22 protein-coding genes and 6 tRNA genes are annotated in these 24,052 nt (G+C 33.1%); 23 read left to right on the forward strand and 5 right to left on the reverse strand.

Annotated features, from left to right (window positions below):
• The first annotated feature begins 23 nt into the window (after positions 1-23).
• From mraY to ACNI3C_RS06910, 21 genes are all read left to right on the forward strand, one after another.
• Complete coding sequence (gene mraY / locus ACNI3C_RS06810; RefSeq protein ID WP_419769068.1) at positions 24-1,085, forward strand: phospho-N-acetylmuramoyl-pentapeptide-transferase; 1,062 nt, start codon at positions 24-26, stop codon at positions 1,083-1,085.
• Positions 1,086-1,099: 14 nt separating this feature from the next.
• Positions 1,100-2,254 (forward strand): UDP-N-acetylmuramoyl-L-alanine--D-glutamate ligase, encoded by a 1,155-nt coding sequence (murD, locus tag ACNI3C_RS06815; RefSeq protein WP_419769069.1) that lies wholly within the window; start codon positions 1,100-1,102, stop codon positions 2,252-2,254.
• 41 nt (positions 2,255-2,295) lie between these two features.
• Positions 2,296-2,371 (forward strand) — tRNA-Phe (locus ACNI3C_RS06820).
• A 15-nt stretch (positions 2,372-2,386) separates the two neighbouring features.
• Positions 2,387-2,463, forward strand: a tRNA-Thr gene (locus tag ACNI3C_RS06825).
• 61 nt (positions 2,464-2,524) lie between these two features.
• Positions 2,525-2,609, forward strand: a tRNA-Tyr gene (locus tag ACNI3C_RS06830).
• An 11-nt stretch (positions 2,610-2,620) separates the two neighbouring features.
• Positions 2,621-2,697: transfer RNA gene (locus ACNI3C_RS06835), tRNA-Gly, on the forward strand.
• A gap of 103 nt (positions 2,698-2,800) precedes the next feature.
• Positions 2,801-2,875, forward strand: a tRNA-Thr gene (locus tag ACNI3C_RS06840).
• 117 nt (positions 2,876-2,992) lie between these two features.
• Positions 2,993-4,201: an elongation factor Tu gene (gene tuf / locus ACNI3C_RS06845; RefSeq protein ID WP_419769070.1), complete on the forward strand. Its 1,209-nt coding sequence runs from the start codon at positions 2,993-2,995 to the stop codon at positions 4,199-4,201.
• 9 nt (positions 4,202-4,210) lie between these two features.
• On the forward strand, positions 4,211-4,381 hold the full coding sequence (gene rpmG, locus ACNI3C_RS06850) for a 50S ribosomal protein L33 (RefSeq protein WP_419769071.1): 171 nt from the start codon (positions 4,211-4,213) through the stop codon (positions 4,379-4,381).
• 32 nt (positions 4,382-4,413) lie between these two features.
• Positions 4,414-4,489 (forward strand) — tRNA-Trp (locus ACNI3C_RS06855).
• A gap of 84 nt (positions 4,490-4,573) precedes the next feature.
• Positions 4,574-4,756 (forward strand): preprotein translocase subunit SecE, encoded by a 183-nt coding sequence (gene secE / locus ACNI3C_RS06860; protein ID WP_419769072.1) that lies wholly within the window; start codon positions 4,574-4,576, stop codon positions 4,754-4,756.
• 12 nt (positions 4,757-4,768) lie between these two features.
• Positions 4,769-5,296, forward strand: coding sequence for a transcription termination/antitermination protein NusG (nusG, locus tag ACNI3C_RS06865; RefSeq protein WP_419769073.1), 528 nt, complete (start codon positions 4,769-4,771; stop codon positions 5,294-5,296).
• 106 nt (positions 5,297-5,402) lie between these two features.
• The gene (gene rplK / locus ACNI3C_RS06870; protein WP_419769074.1) at positions 5,403-5,828 is read left to right on the forward strand and encodes a 50S ribosomal protein L11; all 426 of its coding nucleotides are present in this window, start codon (positions 5,403-5,405) and stop codon (positions 5,826-5,828) included.
• Positions 5,829-5,939: 111 nt separating this feature from the next.
• A complete protein-coding gene (rplA, locus tag ACNI3C_RS06875; RefSeq protein WP_419769075.1) occupies positions 5,940-6,644 on the forward strand; it encodes a 50S ribosomal protein L1 in 705 nt (234 codons plus the stop codon).
• 172 nt (positions 6,645-6,816) lie between these two features.
• Positions 6,817-7,305: a 50S ribosomal protein L10 gene (rplJ, locus tag ACNI3C_RS06880; RefSeq protein ID WP_419769076.1), complete on the forward strand. Its 489-nt coding sequence runs from the start codon at positions 6,817-6,819 to the stop codon at positions 7,303-7,305.
• Between the two features lie 51 nt (positions 7,306-7,356).
• Positions 7,357-7,728 (forward strand): 50S ribosomal protein L7/L12, encoded by a 372-nt coding sequence (gene rplL / locus ACNI3C_RS06885; protein ID WP_419769077.1) that lies wholly within the window; start codon positions 7,357-7,359, stop codon positions 7,726-7,728.
• A 162-nt stretch (positions 7,729-7,890) separates the two neighbouring features.
• Entirely contained in the window at positions 7,891-12,042 is a 4,152-nt protein-coding gene (gene rpoB, locus ACNI3C_RS06890; RefSeq protein ID WP_419769078.1) for a DNA-directed RNA polymerase subunit beta, read from the forward strand.
• Positions 12,032-16,555, forward strand: a complete 4,524-nt coding sequence (rpoC, locus tag ACNI3C_RS06895) for a DNA-directed RNA polymerase subunit beta' (protein WP_419769079.1) — start codon at positions 12,032-12,034, stop codon at positions 16,553-16,555. Before rpoB ends, rpoC begins: the two co-directional genes overlap by 11 nt.
• Before the next feature lie 45 nt (positions 16,556-16,600).
• A complete protein-coding gene (locus tag ACNI3C_RS06900) occupies positions 16,601-16,993 on the forward strand; it encodes a hypothetical protein (RefSeq protein ID WP_419769080.1) in 393 nt (130 codons plus the stop codon).
• Between the two features lie 55 nt (positions 16,994-17,048).
• Complete coding sequence (locus ACNI3C_RS06905; protein WP_419769081.1) at positions 17,049-17,336, forward strand: YciI family protein; 288 nt, start codon at positions 17,049-17,051, stop codon at positions 17,334-17,336.
• 157 nt (positions 17,337-17,493) lie between these two features.
• Positions 17,494-18,717, forward strand: coding sequence for a tyrosine-type recombinase/integrase (locus ACNI3C_RS06910; protein WP_419769082.1), 1,224 nt, complete (start codon positions 17,494-17,496; stop codon positions 18,715-18,717).
• A gap of 6 nt (positions 18,718-18,723) precedes the next feature.
• Here the strand turns inward: ACNI3C_RS06910 and ACNI3C_RS06915 are convergent, their stop codons facing one another.
• Positions 18,724-19,344 (reverse strand): HNH endonuclease, encoded by a 621-nt coding sequence (locus tag ACNI3C_RS06915; RefSeq protein WP_419769083.1) that lies wholly within the window; start codon positions 19,342-19,344, stop codon positions 18,724-18,726.
• Between the two features lie 97 nt (positions 19,345-19,441).
• Positions 19,442-19,843, reverse strand: coding sequence for a hypothetical protein (locus tag ACNI3C_RS06920; protein ID WP_419769084.1), 402 nt, complete (start codon positions 19,841-19,843; stop codon positions 19,442-19,444).
• Between the two features lie 99 nt (positions 19,844-19,942).
• On the opposite strand from ACNI3C_RS06920, the gene ACNI3C_RS06925 reads away from it, so the two are divergent.
• Positions 19,943-20,245 (forward strand): hypothetical protein, encoded by a 303-nt coding sequence (locus tag ACNI3C_RS06925; RefSeq protein ID WP_419769085.1) that lies wholly within the window; start codon positions 19,943-19,945, stop codon positions 20,243-20,245.
• Between the two features lies 1 nt (position 20,246).
• On the opposite strand, the gene ACNI3C_RS06930 is transcribed toward ACNI3C_RS06925, so the two are convergent.
• The gene (locus ACNI3C_RS06930; RefSeq protein WP_419769086.1) at positions 20,247-20,948 is read right to left on the reverse strand and encodes an SHOCT domain-containing protein; all 702 of its coding nucleotides are present in this window, start codon (positions 20,946-20,948) and stop codon (positions 20,247-20,249) included.
• Positions 20,949-21,045: 97 nt separating this feature from the next.
• On the opposite strand from ACNI3C_RS06930, the gene ACNI3C_RS06935 reads away from it, so the two are divergent.
• Positions 21,046-21,294, forward strand: a complete 249-nt coding sequence (locus ACNI3C_RS06935; RefSeq protein WP_419769087.1) for a helix-turn-helix domain-containing protein — start codon at positions 21,046-21,048, stop codon at positions 21,292-21,294.
• 21 nt (positions 21,295-21,315) lie between these two features.
• Here the strand turns inward: ACNI3C_RS06935 and ACNI3C_RS06940 are convergent, their stop codons facing one another.
• Both ACNI3C_RS06940 and ACNI3C_RS06945 read right to left on the reverse strand, forming a co-directional pair.
• Positions 21,316-22,962, reverse strand: coding sequence for a type I restriction-modification system subunit M (locus ACNI3C_RS06940; protein ID WP_419769088.1), 1,647 nt, complete (start codon positions 22,960-22,962; stop codon positions 21,316-21,318).
• A 12-nt stretch (positions 22,963-22,974) separates the two neighbouring features.
• Complete coding sequence (locus ACNI3C_RS06945; protein ID WP_419769089.1) at positions 22,975-24,048, reverse strand: AAA family ATPase; 1,074 nt, start codon at positions 24,046-24,048, stop codon at positions 22,975-22,977.
• Between the last annotated feature and the right edge of the window lie 4 nt (positions 24,049-24,052).

Consider the following 24,052-nt stretch of genomic DNA (forward strand, 5'->3'; position numbering starts at 1 on the left):
TATAGCAAAAGGAAGGTTTAATTTTGTTTTACTGGTTTTATAGACATCTGGAAATTAATATATTCCAATACATATCAATCCGAGCAGGGATTGGGTTTTTCATTGCTTTTTTTCTTACATTATATGTAATGCCAAAGTTCATTGCGTGGGCGAAGAGTAAAAAAGCTTCTCAACCTATTTATGATTTGGCACCTCAATCTCATCAACAAAAAGCGGGTACTCCTACAATGGGAGGTTTGGTTTTTGTCAGTGCAACCATTATTGCTACTTTGCTTACGGCTAAATTAAATAATTTTTATGTGGCATTAGGGCTGTTTACATTAGCTGCCTTTTGTTTTATTGGCATTAAAGATGACATCTCTAAAATTTTGCACAACAAAAATTCTGCAGGATTGAGTGCAAAGATGAAACTTATTTTACAATTTATCGTTGCCATTATTATAGCCACTGCGCTTTATTGGCATGGGCATACCACAACCATACATATACCTTTTTATAAATATCCTCTTGCTGATTTTCATATTTATGCTATTGTATTTTGGATAATTGTGATGGTAGCAGCTTCTAATGCGGTTAATGTCACTGATGGATTAGATGGTTTAGCAACAGTTCCTTCGGTGTTGGCCTTTTTTACGCTTTCAGCTATTGTCTATATTACAGGTCATGCCATTATGAGTAATTATCTGCTTTTGCCCAATATTAAATTATCAGGAGAGTTGACCATTTTGGGTTCAGCCATGTCAGGATCTCTTATTGCTTTTTTATGGTACAACTCTCATCCCGCAGAAGTTTTTATGGGAGACAGTGGTTCGTTAGCCATTGGTGGAATCATGGGATATATGGCGATTGTAGCAAAAAGTGAAATTTTATTGATTATTATTGGATTTATTTTTGTGATTGAGACGGTCTCTGTGATTTTACAAGTGGGTTCATATAAAATCAGAAAAAAGCGGGTATTTTTAATGGCACCTATTCATCATCATTTTGAGCAAAAAGGGTGGAAAGAGAATAAAATTATCGTGAGATTTTGGATCATATCTTTTATGGCAAATCTTATCGCTTTATTGAGTTTAAAAATCAGATAGTTAATGGAAAAAAAATGGTACGAGTTTTAGGAAAAGGGATTACAGCCCAAGCTGTAAAAGAAAATGTTGATGATGTCATACTCTATGATGAGACCGATTTTAATTTGTATGACAAAGCCTCAAATGATATTACCATTGTAAGCCCTGGAATTCCTCCGTATAATCCTATGATTCTAGAAGCAAATAATCTGCAAAGTGATTATGACTTTGTCAGTGATACGATGCCTTATTCTATCTGGATCAGTGGAACGAATGGCAAAACCACTACGACACAAATGTTGCAACATCTTTTAGAAAAATTTGGCAGTGTTTGTGGTGGAAATATTGGAACGGCTGTTTGTGCATTAAATGCTGAGGCTAAAATTTGGATTTTGGAAACCTCCTCTTTTACATTGCACTATACAACAAAAGCCAAACCCAATATCTACATTTTACTTCCTATCAGTGAAGATCATATCTCATGGCATGGCTCATTTGAAGCGTATGAAAATGCAAAATTAAAAGCCATGGACTCCATGGGTGAGGGTGAAGTTGCAATTATTCCTTTTAAATACAAAGATTATCCAACTCAAGCGACTAAAATAACGTATGAAAACAGCGATGATTTAATCAAATTTTTTAATATTGAGAAAAACAGAATCAAGTTTAAAGAACCTTTTTTAATGGATGCCGTTTTGGCTTTATGTGTGACTAAAGTACTTTTTGATGAGTTTGATTACGACAAAATCAATGCGTTTACAATTGGTGAGCACAAAGTAGAGGAGTTTTTTGACCAACAACACAGGCTTTGGATAGATGACTCAAAAGCAACCAATATTGATGCTACTTTAGCAGCATTACAAACGTATGAAAATAGAAAAATCTATCTGCTTCTTGGAGGAGATGATAAGGGTGCAAATTTAGAACCACTGTTTGAACGACTCAAAAACATAGAGGTTGAAATTTTTGCAATTGGTAAAAATGAAGCAAAAATTATTGCGTTAAGTGAGCAATTTAATCTTCCTGTTTTTGGTTGTCAAATTTTGGAAAATGCCGTTAAAAAAATGAGCAAAAATCATGATAAAAATTCAGTCGCAATGTTATCCCCCGCAGCCGCCTCCTTAGACCAATTCACCTCATACAAGCATAGGGGCGAGGAATTCAAAAGGTTGGTAAATAGTTTAAGCTAGAATTAATCAACTTGGTAATATAATTTCACTCCAAAATTGATGGCTCGGTAGCTCAGTCGGTAGAGCAAAGGACTGAAAATCCTTGTGTCGACGGTTCGATTCCGCCCCGCGCCACCATTTTGTATTTTTGGTGCTGGTGTAGCTCAGTTGGCTAGAGCAGCTGATTTGTAATCAGCAGGTCGGGGGTTCAACTCCCTTCACCAGCTCCATTTAAATTGTCGTGCGTAATCTTTTAAAGATCAGCGCTTGACCAGAACAATAATTTTCAACGGTGAGGTTGGAGAGTGGCTAAATCCAGGAGACTGTAAATCTCCCGCCTATGGCTTCGAAGGTTCGAATCCTTCTCTCACCACCACGTAAATGCGTGCGGGAATAGCTCAGTTGGCTAGAGCCTCTGCCTTCCAAGCAGATTGTCGCGAGTTCGAGTCTCGTTTCCCGCTCCATTAATTTTTTATTGATACTGGGAGCTGAGTTATAACGCAATTATTTATAACTCCATTTTCTACAAATGTCCCTCACAGTATTTAATTATGTTCAGTTTATAATGCCCATGTAGCTCAGGGGTAGAGCACTTCCTTGGTAAGGAAGAGGTCGTAAGTTCAAGTCTTATCGTGGGCTCCATTTGTGTAAATGAGCACATGAGCGGTAATTATATAATGTTACAATCCCCTCTGAATAGATCAGCCAAAGGCTCATCTACTCAGAGGGCAATTTAATAAATCTTTTAAGGGGAATTCTATGGCAAAAGAAAAATTTTCAAGAAACAAGCCACACGTTAACATCGGTACTATTGGTCACGTTGACCACGGTAAAACTACTTTAACAGCAGCAATTTCTGCAGTTTTAACAACTAAATTTGGTGGAGAGATGAAAGATTACGATCAAATCGACAACGCTCCAGAAGAAAGAGAAAGAGGAATTACAATTGCTACTTCTCACATTGAGTATGAAACTGAAACTAGACACTACGCACACGTAGATTGTCCAGGTCACGCCGATTATGTTAAAAACATGATTACTGGTGCTGCTCAAATGGATGGTGCGATTTTAGTTATCGCTGCAACAGATGGTCCTATGGCTCAAACAAGAGAGCACATCTTACTTTCTAAACAAGTTGGAGTACCTTACATTGTTGTATTCATGAACAAAGAAGATCAACTTGACGAAGAAGATAAAGAAGAGATGTTAGAACTTGTTGAAATGGAAATCAGAGAATTATTATCTACTTACGATTTCCCAGGTGACGATACTCCAATTATTGCTGGATCTGCATTTCAAGCATTAGAAGAAGCTAAAGCTGGTACTGTTGGACCATGGGGAGAAAAAATCATTGCATTAATGGATGCAGTTGATTCTTATATTCCAACTCCAGTAAGAGATATTGACCAAGCTTTCTTAATGCCTGTTGAAGACGTTTTCTCTATCCCAGGAAGAGGAACTGTTGTAACTGGTAGAATTGAAAAAGGTGTTATCAAAATTGGTGAAACTATTGAAATCGTAGGTGTTAGAGATACTCAAACTACTACTGTAACTGGTGTTGAAATGTTCCGAAAAGAGATGGAGCAAGGTGAAGCTGGTGATAACTGTGGTGTTTTATTAAGAGGTATCAAAAAAGAAGAAGTAGAAAGAGGACAAGTTTTATGTAAACCTAAAACAATTACTCCACATACTAAATTCAGATGTGAAACATATATTCTTTCTAAAGAAGAGGGTGGAAGACATACTCCATTCTTCTCAGGATATAGACCACAATTTTATGTAAGAACAACTGACGTAACTGGTTCTGTAACTCTACCTGAGGGAACAGAAATGGTTATGCCTGGTGACAACGTTGAAATGACTGTTGAACTGGTAGCTCCTATTGCACTTGAAAAAGGTACAAAGTTTGCTATTAGAGAAGGTGGTAGAACTGTTGGTGCTGGAGTTGTTGCTGAAATTATAGAGTAAGGAACACTTATGGGTAACGGAGTAAGAATTAAAATTGGATTAAAATGTCAAGAGAGTGGAGATATTAACTACACTACTTATAAAAACCCAAAGACTCATACTGAGAAATTTGAGGTAAGCAAATATTGTCCAAGATTAAGAAAACATACATTACATAAAGAAGTTAAGTTAAAGTCGTAAGACTTTAGCTTGACGCTTTATCTTAAAAAAGAAGGTCAGTAGCTCCAATGGTAGAGCGCCGGATTCCAAATCCGATGGTTGCGGGTTCGAGTCCCCCCTGGCCTGCCACTAAATTCTTTTTGATATGGTTTTTTTTAAAACTTTATTAAAGAGAATTTTTTATTATATAGCTAAAATAACTTGGAGTCGATTATGCATAGATTAAAATCATATTACAAACAGTGTAAAGAAGAGTTACTGAAAGTAATTTTTCCCATTAAAGAACAAGTTAGAAGTGCATACATTTCAGTATTTATTGTTGTTACTGTTATTTCTCTATTTTTAGCGCTTATTGATGCAGTGATGTCAGTAAGTTTATCATCAATTATGAACTAAGGAAATTAAATCATGGCACATCAATGGTATGCAATCCAAACACACTCAGGAAGTGAATTAACGGTTAAAAGAGCTTTAGAAAAATTGGCTTTAGAAATGAGTAATGATAGAATTGCTGATGTTTTGGTTCCAACTGAAGACTTAATTGAGATAAAAAAAGGTAAAAAAAACATTGTTGAAAAACCTTTATATCCTGCCTATGCATTTGCAAAAATTGATTTAGATACTGCTTTATGGCACAGAATTCAATCAATGCCAAAAGTAGGGCGATTTATTGGGGAATCAAAAAAACCAACACCTTTATCTAAAAAAGATATTGATGCAATTTTAGACAAAGTCAATAACAGAGCTGCCGCTAAACCTAAAGTTTCATTTGAAGAGGGTGAAATGGTAAGAATTAAAGAGGGACCTTTTGCAAACTTTAACGGTATTGTTGAAGATTTCGAAATGTCATCGGGATTATTGAAATTAAATGTTTCAATTTTCGGAAGAAATACTCCTGTTGAAATCTCTTATACACAAGTTGAAAGAGTAGTTTAATACTCTTTTTAATCATAGGCATTAGGCAAAAAAACTTCGCTTCCATTGAGTTTTTTTGCCTAATGTCTAATCATTAATAATAACAAAAAATTTAAAAGGAATTAAGATGGCTAAAAAAGTAGCTGGTAAGTTAAAATTACAGATCCCTGCTGGTGCAGCAAATCCATCACCACCTGTTGGTCCTGCATTAGGACAAAGAGGCGTGAACATTATGGAATTTTGTAAAGCGTTTAACGAAAGAACAAAAGATAAAGCGGGTTTTAAAATCCCAGTTGAAATCACAATTTACCAAGATAAAAGTTTTACATTTGTGTTAAAACAACCACCAATGACAGATTTAATTAAAAAAGTATCTGGAATTAAAAAAGGAAGCGATAACGCTGCCAAAAACAAAATTGGAAAATTGACTAAAGATCAAATCATGGAAATCGTTGATATGAAAATCAAAGATTTAAATACTGATGACAGAGAAAAAGCTGCAAAAATCGTAGCTGGTTCTGCTCGATCTATTGGTATTGACGTAGAATTATAATTCTATAAAGTCTCACCACAAGACTGAAAAGTGCGGTAGCAAAACGAGGCAAATGTTTTCTTAATATAAGGAAAACTTCCCCTTGAAAAAAAATAAATTGCGGAGATAAAAATGGCAAAAGTTTCAAAAAGATTTAAAGCGTTATTAGAAAAAGTGGATGCTGAAAAAAAATATTCAGCTTCAGATGCATGTGTAAAAGTTAAAGAATTAAATTCTGCTAAATTTGACGAGAGTGTTGAAATTGCATTAAATTTAAATGTTGACCCAAGACATGCTGATCAAATGATTAGAGGTGCGGTTGTTTTACCACACGGTACAGGTAAAACTGTAAGAGTTGCAGTTTTTGCAAAAGGTAGCAAACTTGACGAAGCTAAAGCAGCGGGTGCAGATGTATATGGAAATGATGATTTAGCTGCATTGATTCAAGCGGGTGAAATCAACTTTGATGTTTTAATTGCAACTCCTGATTGTATGGGAATTGTAGGAAAAGTTGGTAGAATCCTTGGGCCAAAAGGTTTAATGCCAAATCCTAAAACAGGTACTGTTACTATGGACGTAGCTAAAGCGGTTGAAGATGCAAAAGGTGGAAAAGTTACATACAGAGTTGACAAAAAAGGGAATATGCAAGCGGGTATTGGTAAAGCATCATTTTCTCAAGAAGCAATTTTAGAAAACTTAAGAACTTTCGTTGCAGCAATCAACAGAGCAAAACCATCTACTGCTAAAGGTAGATATATTAAAAACGCAGCCATTTCATTAACAATGTCTCCATCAGTGAACATTGATGTTATGGAATTAATGGACGTTAAAAACTAATATTAAATAAGGAGCAATCCTTATTTAATAACATTCAAACATAAAGAGATGGCTCTTTATGTTTGAGTGTTATTCAAAGCACTGATTTAAAACTGAAGACAGCTGGTTAGAGACTCCTTCGTTTCTTGTAAAACCCGCCGAAGTTGGATGTTTTGGAAGGAGGAATAAAAATATGACTAAACAACAAAAAGCTGAAATCGTTGATTTATTAACTGCAGAGTTTAAAACTTCACAAGCTATCGTAGTATGTGACTATAAAGGGTTAACTCACAAAGAGTTAGAAGTTTTAAGAAACGATGCAAGAGCAAATGGTACAAAAGTTCAAGTTGTAAAAAATACTTTGGTTACTGTAGCAGCAAGAAATGCTGACTTAGGTGATGTTGAGTTATCTGGAACAAATATTTTCTTATGGTCAGAAGATCAAATTGCTGCTTGTAAAGTGGCTGATTCATTTGCTTCTGCGAACAAAGAGAAATTTGTGATTAAATCAGGTATCATTGAAGGTAAAGTTGCAAATCTTGCAACTGTTATAGCATTTGCTAAATTACCATCTAGAGATCAACTTCTTGGTATGTTGGCGGCTACTTGGATGGCACCACTTACAAACTTCACTATTGGGCTTGATGCGCTTAGAAGACAAAAAGAAGAAACGGCTGCTTAATATATTAAGCAATTAATAAAAAATAAAATAAAAAAATTAAGGAAAAATGAAATGGCAATTTCTAAAGAAGACGTATTAGAATTCATCTCTGGTTTATCAGTTCTTGAATTATCTGAATTAGTTAAAGAATTCGAAGAAAAATTTGGTGTATCTGCACAACCTGTTGCAGTTGCTGGTGGAGCTGTTGCTGCTGTTGAAGCTGCTGAAGAAAAAACTGAATTTGATGTTATTATCTTAGACGCTGGAGATAAAAAAATCAATGTAATTAAAGAAATCAGAGCTTTAACTGGTTTAGGACTCAAAGAAGCTAAAGCTGCTGCAGAAGAAACTCCTTCAACAATTAAAGAAGGAATCTCTAAAGAAGATGCTGAAGCTGCAAAAGCTGCATTAGAAGCTGCTGGAGCAAAAGTAGAAGTTAAATAATTAACTCTCACTAAATAGCGAAGCCCGAGGGCTTCGCATTTTTTCGTTAGCACTTTTGAAAGCTAAGGTTAGAATTTATGCGAAATTCTAACCTTATCTTTCAAGGGTGCTTTTTGCGCTTTTAAAAAAAAGTAATCTTTATTAATTTATATGAGGTTAACAATGCTAAATTCTTTAAAATCTGGAAATAGACTTCGAGTTGATTTTGCAAAAAATCCACAAAAAATAGAAATTCCAAATTTACTACAGCTACAACAAAATAGTTATGATAATTTTTTAATGATCGGACAGGATGATAGAACATCATCAGGTATTGAAAAAGTTTTCAAATCAGTGTTCCCAATTCACGATGCACAAAACAGAATAACTCTTGAATATTTAGGTACAGATGTTGGTAAACCTAAATATGACGTGCGAGAGTCAATGGTCAGAGGATTAACGTATTCTATTCCTTTAAAAATTAATGTCAGACTAACTCTTTGGGATTTAGACGAAAAAACCGGTGAAAAAATCGGTGTAAAAGATATGAAAGAACAAGCTCTTTTTATTCGTGAAATTCCTTTAATGACTGATAGAACATCGTTTATTGTAAATGGTGTAGAAAGAGTAGTTGTAAATCAGTTACACCGATCTCCAGGTGTAATTTTTAAAGAAGAAGAATCAAATACTGCGGGAAATAAATTGATCTATACTGGTCAAATTATTCCAGATCGTGGTTCTTGGTTATATTTTGAGTATGATGCAAAAGATGTATTGTATGTAAGAATTAACAAAAGAAGAAAAGTTCCAGTTACAATTTTATTCAGAGCACTTGGATACTCTAAAGAAGATATTATTAAACTTTTTTATCCAATTGTAAATATTAAAGTTAAAAACAATAAATTTTTAATGAAATTTAATCCAGAAGATTTTACGGGAAGAATTGAATTTGATTTAAAAGATGACAAAGGTAATTTGGTTTTAGCAGCAGGGAAAAGACTTACAACCAGAAAAGCAAATGCTTTGGCTGAAGGTGGCTTAAAACTGGTTGAATATCCAATTGAATTGTTGATGGACAGATGTACTTCAAATACTATTTTTGATCCAGAATCGGGAGAAGTTTTATTTGATGCCTTAACACATTTAGACGACTTAAAACTGAAAAAATTGCTTGATTTAGGTTTTGAATCATTTGACATTGCAAATGATTTGGCAGCCGGTGTTGATGACTCTATTATCAATGCATTTAAAGCCGATGCAGAGTCATTAAAACTCTTAAAACAGACAGAACAAATTGATGATGAAAATGATTTGTCAGCGATTAGAATTTATAAAGTAATGAGACCAGGTGAGCCAGTTACTAAGGAAGCGGCAAAAGACTTCGTTAAAAAATTATTCTTCGATCCAGAAAGATATGATTTAACTAAAGTTGGAAGAATGAAGATGAATCATAAACTTGATGTTAAAGTACCAGAGTATGTTACTACATTAACTTATGAAGACGTTATCAAAACAGTTCAGTACCTTGTAAAAGTTAAATCTGGACATGGACATATTGATGACAGAGATCACTTAGGTAACAGAAGAATCAGAGCCATCGGTGAGCTTTTAGCCAATGAGTTACACTCAGGTTTAATCAAAATGCAAAAAGCCATCAGAGATAAAATGACAACGTTAAGTGGAACATTAGAAGATTTAATGCCACACGATTTAGTTAACTCTAAAATGATTACATCAACGATTACTGAATTCTTTACATCAGGTCAGTTATCACAATTTATGGACCAAACAAACCCATTATCAGAAGTGACTCATAAAAGAAGACTTTCTGCACTTGGTGAAGGTGGATTGGTTAAAGAGAGAGCCGGATTTGAAGTAAGAGATGTTCACCCAACTCACTATGGAAGAATCTGTCCAGTTGAGACTCCAGAGGGACAAAACATTGGTTTGATTAATACTTTGTCAACGTTCTCTAAAGTCAATGACCTTGGATTTATTGAAGCACCATATAAAAAAGTGGTTGATGGTGTTGTAACCGATGAAATTGTGTATTTAACGGCAACACTTGAAGAGGGATTAGTCATAGCTCCTGGATCAACAAAAGTTGATAATCATGGAAAAATTGTTGAGCCCCTTATGGAAGCCAGACAAGATGGAGAAATCTTACTTGTTGAAAGAAATAAAGTCGATTTAATTGACATCTCTTCTCAAATGGTTATGGGGGTTGCGGCTTCTTTAATTCCATTCTTAGAACACGATGATGCGAACAGAGCCTTGATGGGTTCAAACATGATGAGACAAGCCGTTCCATTGTTACGACCAAATGCTCCAATCGTTGGAACAGGGTTAGAAAAAACTGTTGCAAGAGATGCATGGGAAGCGATTAAAGCAAAAAGAAGCGGAACCATTGAAAAAGCAGATGCAAAAAATATTTATGTTCGTGGTGAAGACGAAAACGGTGCTTTCATTGACCATTACTATGTCAATAAAAATGTCAGAACAAATAATAATACTTCATTTGGACAAAGAATTGCTGTTCAAGAGGGTGATGTGGTTGAAAAAGGTCAAGTAATTGCCGATGGTCCATCAATGGATAAAGGTGAGTTAGCTGTGGGTGTTAATGCCATGGTTGCCTTTATGCCTTGGAATGGATACAACTACGAAGATGCGATTGTTTTATCTCAAAGATTGATTGAAGAAGATGCGTTTACATCAGTGCATATTTATGAAAAAGAGATTGAAGCAAGAGAGTTAAAACATGGTAACGAAGAGATTACACGAGATTTACCGGGTGTTAAAGAAGAGTCAATTACTCATTTGGATGAATCAGGAATTGTCAAAGTAGGAACTTTTGTTAAACCAGGTATGGTTTTAGTAGGAAAAGTAACGCCTAAAGGTGAAATTAAACCGACTCCAGAAGAGAGACTGTTACGAGCAATCTTTGGGGAAAAAGCGGGTCATGTAATTAACAAATCACTTTACTGTCCAACTTCAATGGAAGGTACAGTAGTTGATGTTAAAGTGTTTACTAAAAAAGGGTATGAAAAAGATGAAAGAGCTAAATTAGCCATTGAATCTGAAAAAGCAGAACTTAATATTAAACACCATGACAAACTCTTAATGTTAGACAGAGAAGAGATTTTAAAAATCAATAACTTGTTATCAAAATCTCCCTTGTCAAAAGATGTTGAAATTGATGGTACAGATTATAAAAAAGGTGATTTCTTAACGATTGATGTATTAAATAACGTTAACCGATTTGCAATGAAAAAAGTGGTCTCTTCATACGATGATGGCATTGAAAATAAATACAATGAAATCAAAGAGCACTTCATTAAAGAGAAATCAGCATTGAGAACTGAACATGAAGAGAAACTTCAAGTTTTAGAGCACGATGATATTTTACCAAGCGGTGTGATTAAACAAGTTAAAGTCTATGTTGCAACCAAAAGAAAAATCAAAGTTGGGGATAAAATGGCAGGACGACACGGAAACAAAGGTATTGTTTCTAACATCGTTCCTCAAGTTGATATGCCGTACTTAGAAGATGGTACAACAGTAGATGTTATTTTAAACCCACTTGGGGTACCAAGTCGTATGAATATTGGACAAATTTTAGAAGTTCACTTAGGGTTAGTGGGTAAAAAATTGGGGAATCAAATCCAAGATATTTTTGAAGCCAAACAAGCTGATTTTATTGCACAATTAAGAGCAAAAATGAGTGAAATAGCCAGCGTTGCAAAACTTATGAATGGAAAAGAGTTCATGGATAAGTTAAGTGATGATGAACTTATTGAATACGGAAGAGATTGGACAAAAGGTGTTCGATTTGCAACACAAGTCTTTGATGGAGTGAAAGAAGAAGAGTTTATTAAACTCTTTGAATTAGCAAAAATCGACAGCGATGGGAAATGTCCTCTTTACGATGGTAAAACAGGTTCAAAAATGAAAGAGAGAGTAAACGTTGGGTACATGTATATGCTGAAACTTCACCACTTGGTTGATGAAAAAGTGCATGCAAGAAGTACTGGACCATACTCTTTGGTTACACAACAACCAGTTGGAGGAAAAGCTCTATTTGGTGGTCAAAGATTTGGGGAAATGGAAGTTTGGGCACTTGAAGCGTATGGTGCTACAGCTGTGTTAAAAGAGATGTTAACGACTAAATCAGATGACGTTGAAGGAAGAACAAGAGCTTACAGAGCGATTGCAAACGGTGAAAATGTTCCAAGATCAGGTGTTCCTGAAACATTCTTCGTATTAACAAAAGAGCTTAAAGCTCTTGGATTAGATGTTGAAATTTTTGACGAGGTGGAAGAAGATAATGAGCAATAATCGAGTACTTAAACCAATTGAAATTAAAGAATTAGAAAGACCACAAGATTTTTCAGCTTTTCAATTAAGATTAGCCAGCCCTGAAAAAATTCTTTCATGGTCAAATGGTGAAGTAAAAAAACCAGAAACAATTAACTACAGAACATTAAAGCCTGAGAGAGATGGGCTTTTTTGTGCCAAAATCTTTGGGCCAGTTAAAGATTATGAGTGCCTTTGTGGTAAATATAAGAAAATGAGATACAAAGGTGTTGTGTGTGAAAAATGTGGTGTTGAAGTCACATCATCAAAAGTAAGACGACACAGAATGGGACACATTGATTTGGTTGCTCCTGTTGCTCACATTTGGATGGTAAGTTCATTGCCATCAAGAATTGGAACACTTTTAGGTGTGAAATTAAAAGATTTAGAGAGAGTGCTTTATTATGAAGCGTATATCGTATCTGAACCAGCGGATGCTTTTTATGACAATGAAAAGTCAAAAGCAGTTTTAAAATATGATATTTTAAATGAAGAACAATACCGAACCATTACTGAGCATTTTGAACATACTGGTTTTGAAGCCAGAATGGGGGGAGATGTTGTAAGAGAATTGCTTGAAAGTATTGATTTATTTGAACTTCTTGTCCTTTTAAAAGAGGAGATGGTTGGAACAAAATCTGAAGCAAAAAGAAAAACCATTGTAAAACGATTAAAAGTGGTTGAAAACTTTATCAATTCTGGAAACCGACCAGAGTGGATGATGCTGACACAACTTCCTGTTCTTCCACCTGATTTAAGACCATTGGTTGCACTTGACGGTGGAAAATTTGCGGTATCTGATGTCAATGACTTGTACAGAAGAGTAATAAACAGAAATAACCGACTTAAACGATTAACAGAACTTGATGCACCTGAAATTATTATTCGAAATGAAAAAAGAATGCTTCAAGAAGCCGTTGATGCTCTGTTTGACAATGGTAAAACAGCCAATGCCGTTAAAGGTGCAAACAAAAGACCTTTAAAATCATTATCTGAAATTATCAAAGGAAAACAAGGACGATTCAGACAAAACTTACTTGGGAAAAGAGTTGACTTCTCTGGGCGTTCTGTAATTGTTGTTGGACCATCTTTAAACATGGACCAATGTGGTATTCCTAAAAAAATGGCGTTAGAGCTGTTTAAACCACACTTGATGGCAAAATTAGAAGAGAAAGGTTATGCAACAACATTAAAATCTGCAAAAAGATTGATTGAAGCTGAAACCAATGAAGTTTGGGAGTGTTTAAGTGAAATCGTTGATGAATATCCTATTTTACTTAACCGTGCACCAACGCTTCACAAATTGTCTATTCAAGCGTTTCACCCAGTATTGATTGACGGTAAAGCAATCCAGTTACACCCATTAGTGTGTTCTGCATTCAACGCCGACTTCGATGGGGATCAAATGGCCGTTCACGTGCCTTTATCACAAGAAGCGATTGCTGAAGCAAAAATTTTAATGATGTCTTCAATGAACATTCTTTTACCCGCATCAGGACGTGCGATTGCCGTACCTTCACAAGATATGATTTTAGGTATCTATTATCTTTCATTGGAAAAAGATGGGGTTAAAGGGGAGCATAAACTCTTTACAGGTGTTGATGAAGCGGTAATCGCTCTTGATACAAAACATGTGGATTTACATGCAAAAATCAGAACCATTTTTGACAATAAAATCATTCACACTACTGTTGGAAGATTGATTGTTCGAGAAATTTTACCTGATTTTGTTCCTGTAGAATTGTGGAATAAAGTATTAAAGAAAAAAGATATTGGTATTTTAGTTGATTATATTTATAAACATGGTGGATATAAAGTGACTCCAAGATTCTTGGATAACCTTAAAAACCTTGGGTTCAGATATGCAACTGAAGCAGGGATTTCTGTATCTATCGATGATATTCGAGTGCCTGAAACTAAAGTTGGACACATTGCTAAATGTAAAAAAGAAGTGATTGAAGTTCAAAAACAGTTTGGTCAAGGGCTTTTAACTGAGCAAGAGAGATACAATAAAATCATTGATATCTGGACAGAAGTGAATAACAAACTTGGATCTGAAATGATGACGCTGGTTGAAAGTGATAAAAATGGATTTAACTCTATTTATATGATGGCCGATTCAGGGGCGAGAGGGTCTGCTGCGCAAATCAGACAACTTTCTGGTATGAGGGGACTTATGGCGAAGCCAGATGGTTCTATTATTGAAACACCAATTATCTCTAACTTTAAAGAGGGTCTAAACGTTCTTGAGTACTTTATTTCTACTCACGGTGCGAGAAAAGGTCTTGCGGATACGGCGTTAAAAACAGCGAATGCAGGGTATTTAACAAGAAAACTGATTGACGTTTCTCAAAATGTAAGAATCACAATGGAAGATTGTGGAACTCATGAAGGGATTGAAATCACTGATTTATCAAGTGGTAATGAATTAATTGAGTCTTTAGAAGAGAGAATCACTGGTCGTGTTATCGCTGAAGATATTATTGACCCTATTTCAAATGAGATTCTGTTCCCAGAAGGGACATTGATTACGGAAGAGAATGCAAAAGTAGTTGCAGAAGCAGAAGTAAAATCAGTGGTTATTAGAACGCCATTGACATGTAAAGTTGAGCATGGTTTATGTTCAAAATGTTATGGTCTTAACCTTGGTGAGCAAAGAAAAGCCAACCCAGGTGAAGCTGTTGGTGTACTTGCTGCTCAATCAATTGGGGAGCCAGGAACACAGTTGACACTGAGAACATTCCACGTTGGGGGAACAGCGAGTGCAACTCAAACAGAGAGACAATTAAGAGTTGATAAAGAAGGGTTTATTCGATATTACAACGTTAAAACCTATACATCTAAAAGTGGTAAAAAAATCGTTTCTAACAGAAGAAATGCGGGTATTTTATTGGTTGAACCAAAAATCAATGCACCATTTAAAGGTAAAGTAACGGTTGATACCATTCATGAAGAGACCATTGTAACAATTACAGGTGAAAGTACAACTAAAAAATACTATTTAAGAAAAAATGACGTTGCAAAAGCCAATGAACTTGCGGGTGTATCAGGTAAAATTGATGGAAAACTCTATTTACCATACAGCAATGGTGATACGGTAGAAGCAAATGAGTCAGTTGTTGAGATGATTAAAGATGGGTGGAATGTTCCAAACCGAATTCCATTTGCAGCTGAGTTAAGAGTGGAAGATGGTGCTCCTATTACTTCAAGAATTGTTGCTGGTTCAAAAGGTATTGTTAAATACTATAAATTAACCGGTGATTATATTGAAAGAAGAGAAGACATCAAAGCGGGTGAAAAAGTTAATGAAAAAGGGTTCTTTGCTGTTATTGTTGATACAGAAGGAAGAGAAGCATTAAGACACTATGTTGCAAGAGGTTCAGTTTTAGAGCTTAATGATAATACTGAAGTTGAAAAAGATTCGGTTATCTCTTCTCCTGAAACACAAGAACAAGTGGTTATTGCTGAGTGGGATCCTTATGCAAACCCTACCATTGCAGAACAAGCGGGTACAGTAACATTTGAAGATATTATTCCAGGTGTAACAGTGGCTGAGCAATATGATGAGTTAACTGGTACGTCTAAATTGGTGGTAAATGAGTATATTCCAAGTGGATATAAACCAACCATTGTATTGGCGACAGACACATCATCGATCATTCGATATTCACTTGACCCTAAAACTTCATTGAACGTAAGTGAAGGTCAAAAAGTGGATGTGGCGGATATTATTGGTAAAACACCAAAAGCAACACAAAAATCAAAAGATATTACGGGAGGTCTTCCAAGAGTATCTGAATTGTTTGAAGCAAGACGACCAAAAAATATTGCGGTACTTGCATCATTTGATGGGATTGTATCTTTTGGAAAACCATTAAGAAACAAACAAAGAATTTTGGTTACTGATGAACACGGTGCAAAAGCTGAGTATTTGGTTGAAAAATCAAAACAAATCTTAGTACACGAAGGTGAGTTTGTTCACGCAGGTGAAGCGTTAACAGATGGTCAAGTGGCATCACATGATATTTTAAGAATTTTAGGTGAAAAAGCACTCCACTTCTTTATTGTATCTGAAGTACAACAAGTATATCGATCTCAAGGGGTAAGTATTGCAGATAAACATATTGAGGTAATTTTATCTCAAATGTTAAGACAAGTTGCGATTTTAGATGGTGGAGATACCAAATTCATTATTGGTGACATGGTCTCTAAAAAACGATTTAAACTTGAAAATGAGAGAATTGTAAAACTTGGTGGAGAGCCAGCTATTGGTGAGCCATTGTTACTTGGTATTACAAGAGCAGCGGTAACATCTGATTCTATTATTTCAGCAGCGTCATTCCAAGAGACAACTAAAGTATTAACTGAAGCAGCAATTTCTGCTAAAATGGATATGTTAGAAGACTTAAAAGAGAACGTTGTAATTGGGAGAACTATTCCTGTTGGAACAGGTCTGTACAAAGACAAAAAAATCAAATTTGGTTACAAAGAGTAGAAAAATTAAACAATGAAGCGCTGGCTTCATTGTTAAGGCTTCAAGATGGAAAACTATATATTTTTATTTTTTTTATTTGTAGCTTTAGAACTGTTTGAAGCCAATTGGCAAAAATCCGATACACTGCATGGAGTTATTCAAAATAACTTCATGGTGTACCAAAAATCACTTTTTACATTTTTTATACTCAATCCCACTTTTTTTTATACCCTTTTTTTAATGGTTTATTTGAACAATCAAACACTTTTGATGCTGGTTATGGCGTTGATAAAGTTTGCTGATGTTGCTTTTAAAATCTCTATGATGAAAAAATTATCGGATGGTCAAACGCTTGAAGAGGTGATGCCTATGAATGTAAAAATGGGGATTTTATATCGATATATGAATGTGGTGATTTACCCATTGACTTTTCTTTTTGCCATTGATGCAATAAAGTAAAGGCAATGATTTTTATGTAACTGTAGTATACTACGAAAAAAGAGAAAGGAACACTATGCAATATTTAGTAATCGCGTATGACTATGAAAATGCACTTGATAAAAGAATGGCAGCACGTGCTGCTCATGTAAAAGCGACACAAAAGCTTATGAAAGAGGGAAAAATCATCACTGCGTGTGCAATGATTGAAGAGGAGAAGATGATTGGTTCGACAGTGATTACCAATTTTGATACTGAATCAGAGTTTGAAACATGGCTCTCAAATGAACCTTATGTTAAAGGCAATGTCTGGAACATGGAAGAGATTCAAATTGTGGATGTCAAGGTTATGCCTAAAGATTAATAAATAATCATAAAAAACCCTATAAAATCGATATTATATAGGGTTTTTAACTGCAAATCAATTACAATCAATTACAAACTTTTTAGAATAATTACAGTATTTTTACGGTACTATAGACGGTATTGAGAAACTTTTAGAAAGTGAGTACCGTAATAAAATGGCAAGAACCGTTAAACCCCTGAATGATACGCAACTTAAAAATGCTAAAGCTAAAGAAAAAGATTATAAACTAAGTGATGGCGAAGGTCTTTATTTTGTAGTTAAAAAAAATGGAACAAAATCTTGGAGATATGACTTCTCTTATGGTGGAAAAAGAAAATCTATGTCTTTTGGTATTTATCCAACTGTATCTTTAAAAGATGCAAGAACAAAAAAAGATGAAGCTAAGTACTCACTAGTTAATAATGTGAATCCTATATCTATTAAAAGAGCTAAAAAAACATCAGAAACTATAACTTTAAGTGATGTGATAGAAGAGTGGTTAGCTTTAAGAAAAAAGAGTAAATCTGAACTTACTATAATTCAAAATACAAGAGTTCTAAAAAATATAATTATGTGGTTAGGTAATATAGCAATAAAAGATATTAAAAGAATGGATATCATTACTGTCCTACAAAAATATCAAGAAAGAGGTGTAATAGAATCAGTTCATAGATTATTTGCTTTAGTAAATAAAATTTATATGTATGCTGTAACAAATGAATATGTAGAACATAATATCATTGCTGATATAGATAAAAAATCAATTTTAGTACCAAAGAAAAAGGATGCACATCTTCCAGCACTAATAGAACCTGATGATATTAAACAGTTACTTATAGATATAAACTCAATAAGTGAAAAATATAGAAGTGACATAAGTACTATATTTATCTTTAAACTACTTCCTTATGTATTTGTAAGAAGTGAAAATATTAGATTAATGAGATGGAATGAGTTAAATTTAGAAGAGGGCTATTGGGCTATACCAAAAGAGAAGATGAAAATGAATATAGAATTTGTTTGTCCTTTACCCCATCAAGCTATTAAGCTTATAAAAGAAATAGAGCCATATTCAAGACATAGAAGTGAATTTGTATTTCCTTCTCCACAAAAAAGCGATAGAGGTGTATCAGGTGCAACTCTAAGTGATACATTAGTAAGGCTTGGATATCAAAATAGACATACAGTACATGGCTTTAGAAGTATGTTCTCAACTACTGCACATAATCTTTATAAAGAGCATGGCTTTCATTCTGATATTATAGAAGCTTGTTTAGCTCATAAGGAAAGAAACAGAGTTAAAGCCTCGTATAATAGAGAGTCAAAGTTTAAATACTTTGAAGAGAAAAGAGAATTGATACAGTGGTATGCTGATTGGTTGGATAAACTTCTTGATTAAGAAATTTTATTCAGGCTTTTTATTTAATAATTTTTTTCCAAGTATTTTTTCATAATATTTTCTCATAGAATCTACAAAAATTTCTTTCCAAGATTCTTTATCAATTAAATTACTCTTTGCATTATTACACAATGGACATGCTAGAATTAGATTATTAAAATCATCATAAGCTTTAGTTGTATTCACAACTGGAGTTGTTTGCTCAATTTCTAAGGTAGCTTGACTCCTTTTAGTTTTTTTATTTAGAGTTAAATTACCATCTCTTTTAACTTTAACTTCTTGTAATTCAGTTTGTGTTATTCCACAATACCCGCACATATTATTTTTACTTTCAAACCACTCTACTATTTTTTCAGGATTCTCAAAAAGAAATTTTCTATTCTCATTATTGTATTTTTGACTAAGTTCATTATATTTTATAAAAGAAGATAGAAGACTTTCAAACTCATCTTGATTTATTTTTATTTCATCATTTATTTTAATAAAATAATATTGATTCAAAGTGGAATATATTTTTCTGACCTCTTCTTGAGTTCTTTTTTCATAATTACTTAACCTAGCATAGTCAGTAATTCTTTCTATATATCTTAATTTAAAATATATTGCTTTAGCTTTTTTGATATTCATAATAAATATTCTCCTTTTATTTATTGATTATAATAAAATATCTATAAAATATTTATAGTAAATAATCTATTAAAAGTTTAATAATTCAAATAATAATTTATTTATACAAATAACTATCAACTTCCATTTCATAACCTCTATCACTTTGTTCTGTTAAATCAGATTCTTCTAAATCAATCTCATAGCCATATTTATCTAAATGTTTAGTTTGCTCCAAGTACTTATCTGAAAATGCAAATAAAGTAGGATCTTTAATCATTCGTTCTGATTCAGCTAATAAATCAATAAGTAAGTCAACTTTATGATTAGGTTCTAATCTAATAAGCTCTTTGATATCATCAAATTGTTCTATTGCTTCATCAAGAAACCTTGACAATCTAAATGGACATTTATATTTTTTAACTTCTTCAATGAAGTAGTGATTCTCTGTTTCTATATAGAATGTTGCACAATCTCCAAGAGGTTCTACTGGTTTCCCTAATTTTAATTCAATAAGCATAGTTTTTCCTTTTTAAATTTGAATATAGAAACTTTACAATTGTCTTTATTAAGTAATGATTATATATAATATTATAAATAATCATTATTTGGAGAAAAAATGGAAGATTTTTCAACACAAAATATTGACAAAATATCCCATAATATAGCTTCTTTATCAAAGGATATGTATGAGATAAAAAAGACTATTTTATCTAAAGAAAAAGAGAAAGAAAAAATTTCAAAAAAAGATAAAAAGAGAAGAGAAAGTCTTAAAAAGGCACAAGCAAAGTTTAAAAATGTATCAACAAATCTTAGTATTAAGGACTATGAAGACTTTGAAAAAAGGTTTAAAGAATTAAAAATGAGTAAATCTGCTTATTTAAAAAAACTGATTTTAGATGATTTAAAGAAAGAAGAATAATTTATAATAATTCTTCTTTCTTTTTATTAAATTCATCTTCTGTTATAGCACCTTTTACTTTTAGCTCAAACCAGTAGTTTAAATCTTTTGAATTTTCAACTTTTGAAGTTTTTTCTTTAATATTATTAATTAAAATTGCTTCAGCATCTTCTTGTATAGATGTTTTAATACTTCCTTTTCCACCTTTTCTAGTTTCACCTTGAGTTATACTGTTTTTTATTCTATTAACTATAATCAATCCCTCTGCATTTAAAGTAAATGCTTGAAATGATAATTCAATAATAATTTGATTTGGATTTTTACAATCTTTTAATCTCTTTGAGATATGTTTTATTTCATTAAAAAGATAATTATTAGATTCTTCTCTTGTGTAAAATATTTTTATTCTTTTAGTTAAAAAGTTATCAAAAATTTCTTGATCTAGTTTTGCAATTCTTTTTGCCTTGTATTCTAAAAGCATAAATATTATCCAACCAATAGGAATTGAAGTAAAAAATAAGAATATAAATATTCCTCCACCTTGTCTTGAATTGAACATACCCCATATTCCATAAAGCCAATAAATTGCTGTTCCTACTAGCATTATTTTAATTATTAACTCAGCTGTGCTTGAATGTTTTATATTCCGTATATTATCTTCTGATTCGATATTATGTTTTTTTATAAACTCCTGATACTCTTCACTTTTTTTGAAAATTGACATAATTTTATTCCTAATAAGTTTTATTCATCTATAGCTGAATGATTTAAACATTTTATATTGATACACTTTAAAAAATAATTAACCATTAGGTGAATAATTGAATAAACTCTATGAAGATGCCGAAGAATTTTATAAATTAGTATCAAAAAATGTAAAAAAATATCGCCAAGAAAAAGGTGAATCTCAATTAGAATTCTCACAAAATGTAGGATTTAATTCTGTTAGTTTTTATTGTGATTGTGAGAATAATAAGAATGGTAAACATTTTAATTTAATTCATGTAGTTAGGATTGCTGATTATTTAGAAGTTGATTTGAATATTTTGATAGACTTTAAGCATAAATAATATGCTCAAAGTCAATGTATTTTAAGGAAGTAAATTTAACTTTAACTCTTTTAAAAATTCATTATGTTCTTTTGTATATTTAACTATATCTTCTTCCAACCCTACTAGTTTTTCATTCTCTTTTTTCAAGTCTATTTTTTTATCTTCTTTGGCTGTACTTATGTATCTTGATATGTTGAGGTTATAGCCCTCTTCTTCGATACGTTCCATAGATATTCGTTTAGAATATCTATCTTCTTCTTTTCTATACTGATACGTATTTACTATCTTCTCAATATCATTTGGCTCACCGTTTTCTCCTACACGTAAACGGTTTTGACGTTTTCCTTTGGCAAAATGCTCACTTGCATTTATAAATAACACATCATCAGATAGCTTACATTTTTTAAGTACCAATATACACACAGGGATACCTGTAGAGAAAAACAGATTGGAAGGCAGACCGATAACCGTATCAATATATCCTTTTTCTAATAATCCTCGTCTTATTCTTTCCTCAGCACCTCCACGAAACAGCACCCCATGAGGCAGGATAATAGCCATAGTTCCAGCATCATCTAAGAAGTTAAAGCCATGAAGTAAAAATGCAAAATCAGCCGCAGATTTTGGTGCAAGCCCGAAAGCAGCAAATCGGATATCTTTAGCCATCTCTTCACTTGAATCCCATCTATAACTAAAAGGAGGATTTGCTACAATTGCATCAAATTTCATCTGTTTATTGGGGTTTCTCTCTTGGAGTATATCCCAATCATTCGTTAAAGAATCACCATGAAAAATCTCAAATTCACTGTCTTTTACACCATGCAAAAGCATATTCATCCGAGCAAGGTTATAAGTAGTTATATTTTTCTCTTGACCATAAATCTTTCCGATAGTTCCATCTTTCCCTAAGTGTTTTTTTACATTTAAAAGTAAAGACCCTGAACCGCAAGCAAAGTCAAAAACTTTATCGAGTCTGTTTTTTTTGCCAAGACGAGGGTCTTGAGAGTCAAGGGTAACAATCTCAGAGAGTATAGTAGAAATTGCCTGCGGAGTATAAAACTCTCCCGCTTTTTTACCGCTTCCTGCGGCAAACTGTCCTATGAGGTACTCATAGGCATCCCCTAGTTTATCGCTATCGGTTGAGAAATTTTTAATCCCACTAGCGATTTTACTAATAATGTCACAAAGCTTTTTATTTCTGTCTTTTGGGGTTTTTCCTAATTTTTCCGAACTAAGGTTTATCTCTGAAAACAGTCCTGCAAAGCTACTTTCAAAAGACTCTTCTTCGATATGCTTAAAACCTTTTTCTAAAGTTATAAATAGTTCATCATCATGGGTTCGTGCCATCTCTGCTATGCTGTCCCATGTGTACTTTGGAGGGATAACATAATGCACTTTTTTTCTCATCATTTTTTCAAACATTTTTATATCATCAGGATTTTCGTCATACCAAATTTGTAATGGGGTGGCTGCTTTAAGCTTTTTCAACACATCTTGAGGTGTGTCATCTGGATAATCAGACCCTAGCTCTTTTTTTACCGCTTTTTCATAGTTACTTGATAGATAGCGTAAAAATAAAAATGAAAGCATATAATCACGGAAATCATCTGCATCCATAGTCCCTCGTAAATCATTGGCAATATCCCAAAGAATTTGACCTAGTCTGTTTTTTTCTTCTTCGCTCATTGATTAACCTCTTTATACTTGAAAATTATATTTAGCAAATAAAGCATTTAATATTTCTTTAAAATCATCTTTATTACTTGGAGATATGGTATCTGTTTCATAATAGAAAACATTTTTATGAGATAAAACATTTATCATATTTGGAATTTTTACATCATTAATACCAATTTGTTGTAAAACATATGCAAACTGTCCAACACCTAAAAAAGAAGCTATATTTTCTAAAATTTGTCTTAATAATACAAAATGATAGCCATATAATTCATCATCATCTTTTGCTTTTTTTAATTTTTGCAATAAATGTAAGTGGTATAGAAATACACTTTTTTCAAATTTATCTAATGATAAAGTATTGTCGTCTTTACGATTCAATATATAAGATTTAACATATGAGCCACCACCTCTTTTTTTGAATTTGGAAGCTTTTTCTCCTTTGTATAACCAATTATATAAGATAGAAAACAAACCAATATGATGGGTTGTTATTACAATTTTTCTTTCTTTAAAATATTTTTCGATTAGGTCAAAAAGCGTTATTGCCGTTACAAAAATATTATGATCATCCAGACTTGAAACAGGATCATCGATGAAAAAATGTTTAGACTGCTCATCTGCCCACCCTTCAACTTCAAACAATGCTAAGAAAAAACACCAAACAAATATACGCTCTTCACCTCTTGAAATTTTAATATTTGTCTCTTCATCTTCTGGCATAAAAAAAGTAATTGATTCAATACCTTTTTCCGCATCATTTATCTCAAATCTAAAATCATATTTGGGATTATATGGTTTTAATTTTTCTCTAATTTCTTCTTCTGTAAATAAACTATGAAATTTACTTAGACTACTATGTAATACTTTTAAACAAATATTTTCTTCATTATTCTCATTGTCGTTATCCCAACCAAATAAATCTTCACTAAAAGCATTATAGTATACCCCTGAATGTTTATCATCATTTGCCTTTTTAGTTTCATTTTTATAGGTAACCGATAATCTTGTCTTACCTGTCGCATTAAATGCATAGACTAACACTATACTTTCTTCCAAAGAAACTAATTGATTTGCTACTTCTGACAATTCCATATTG

This window comes from Marinarcus sediminis (SeqCode) (assembly GCF_048571275.1).
Taxonomy (GTDB): Bacteria; Campylobacterota; Campylobacteria; order Campylobacterales; family Arcobacteraceae; genus Marinarcus; species Marinarcus sediminis.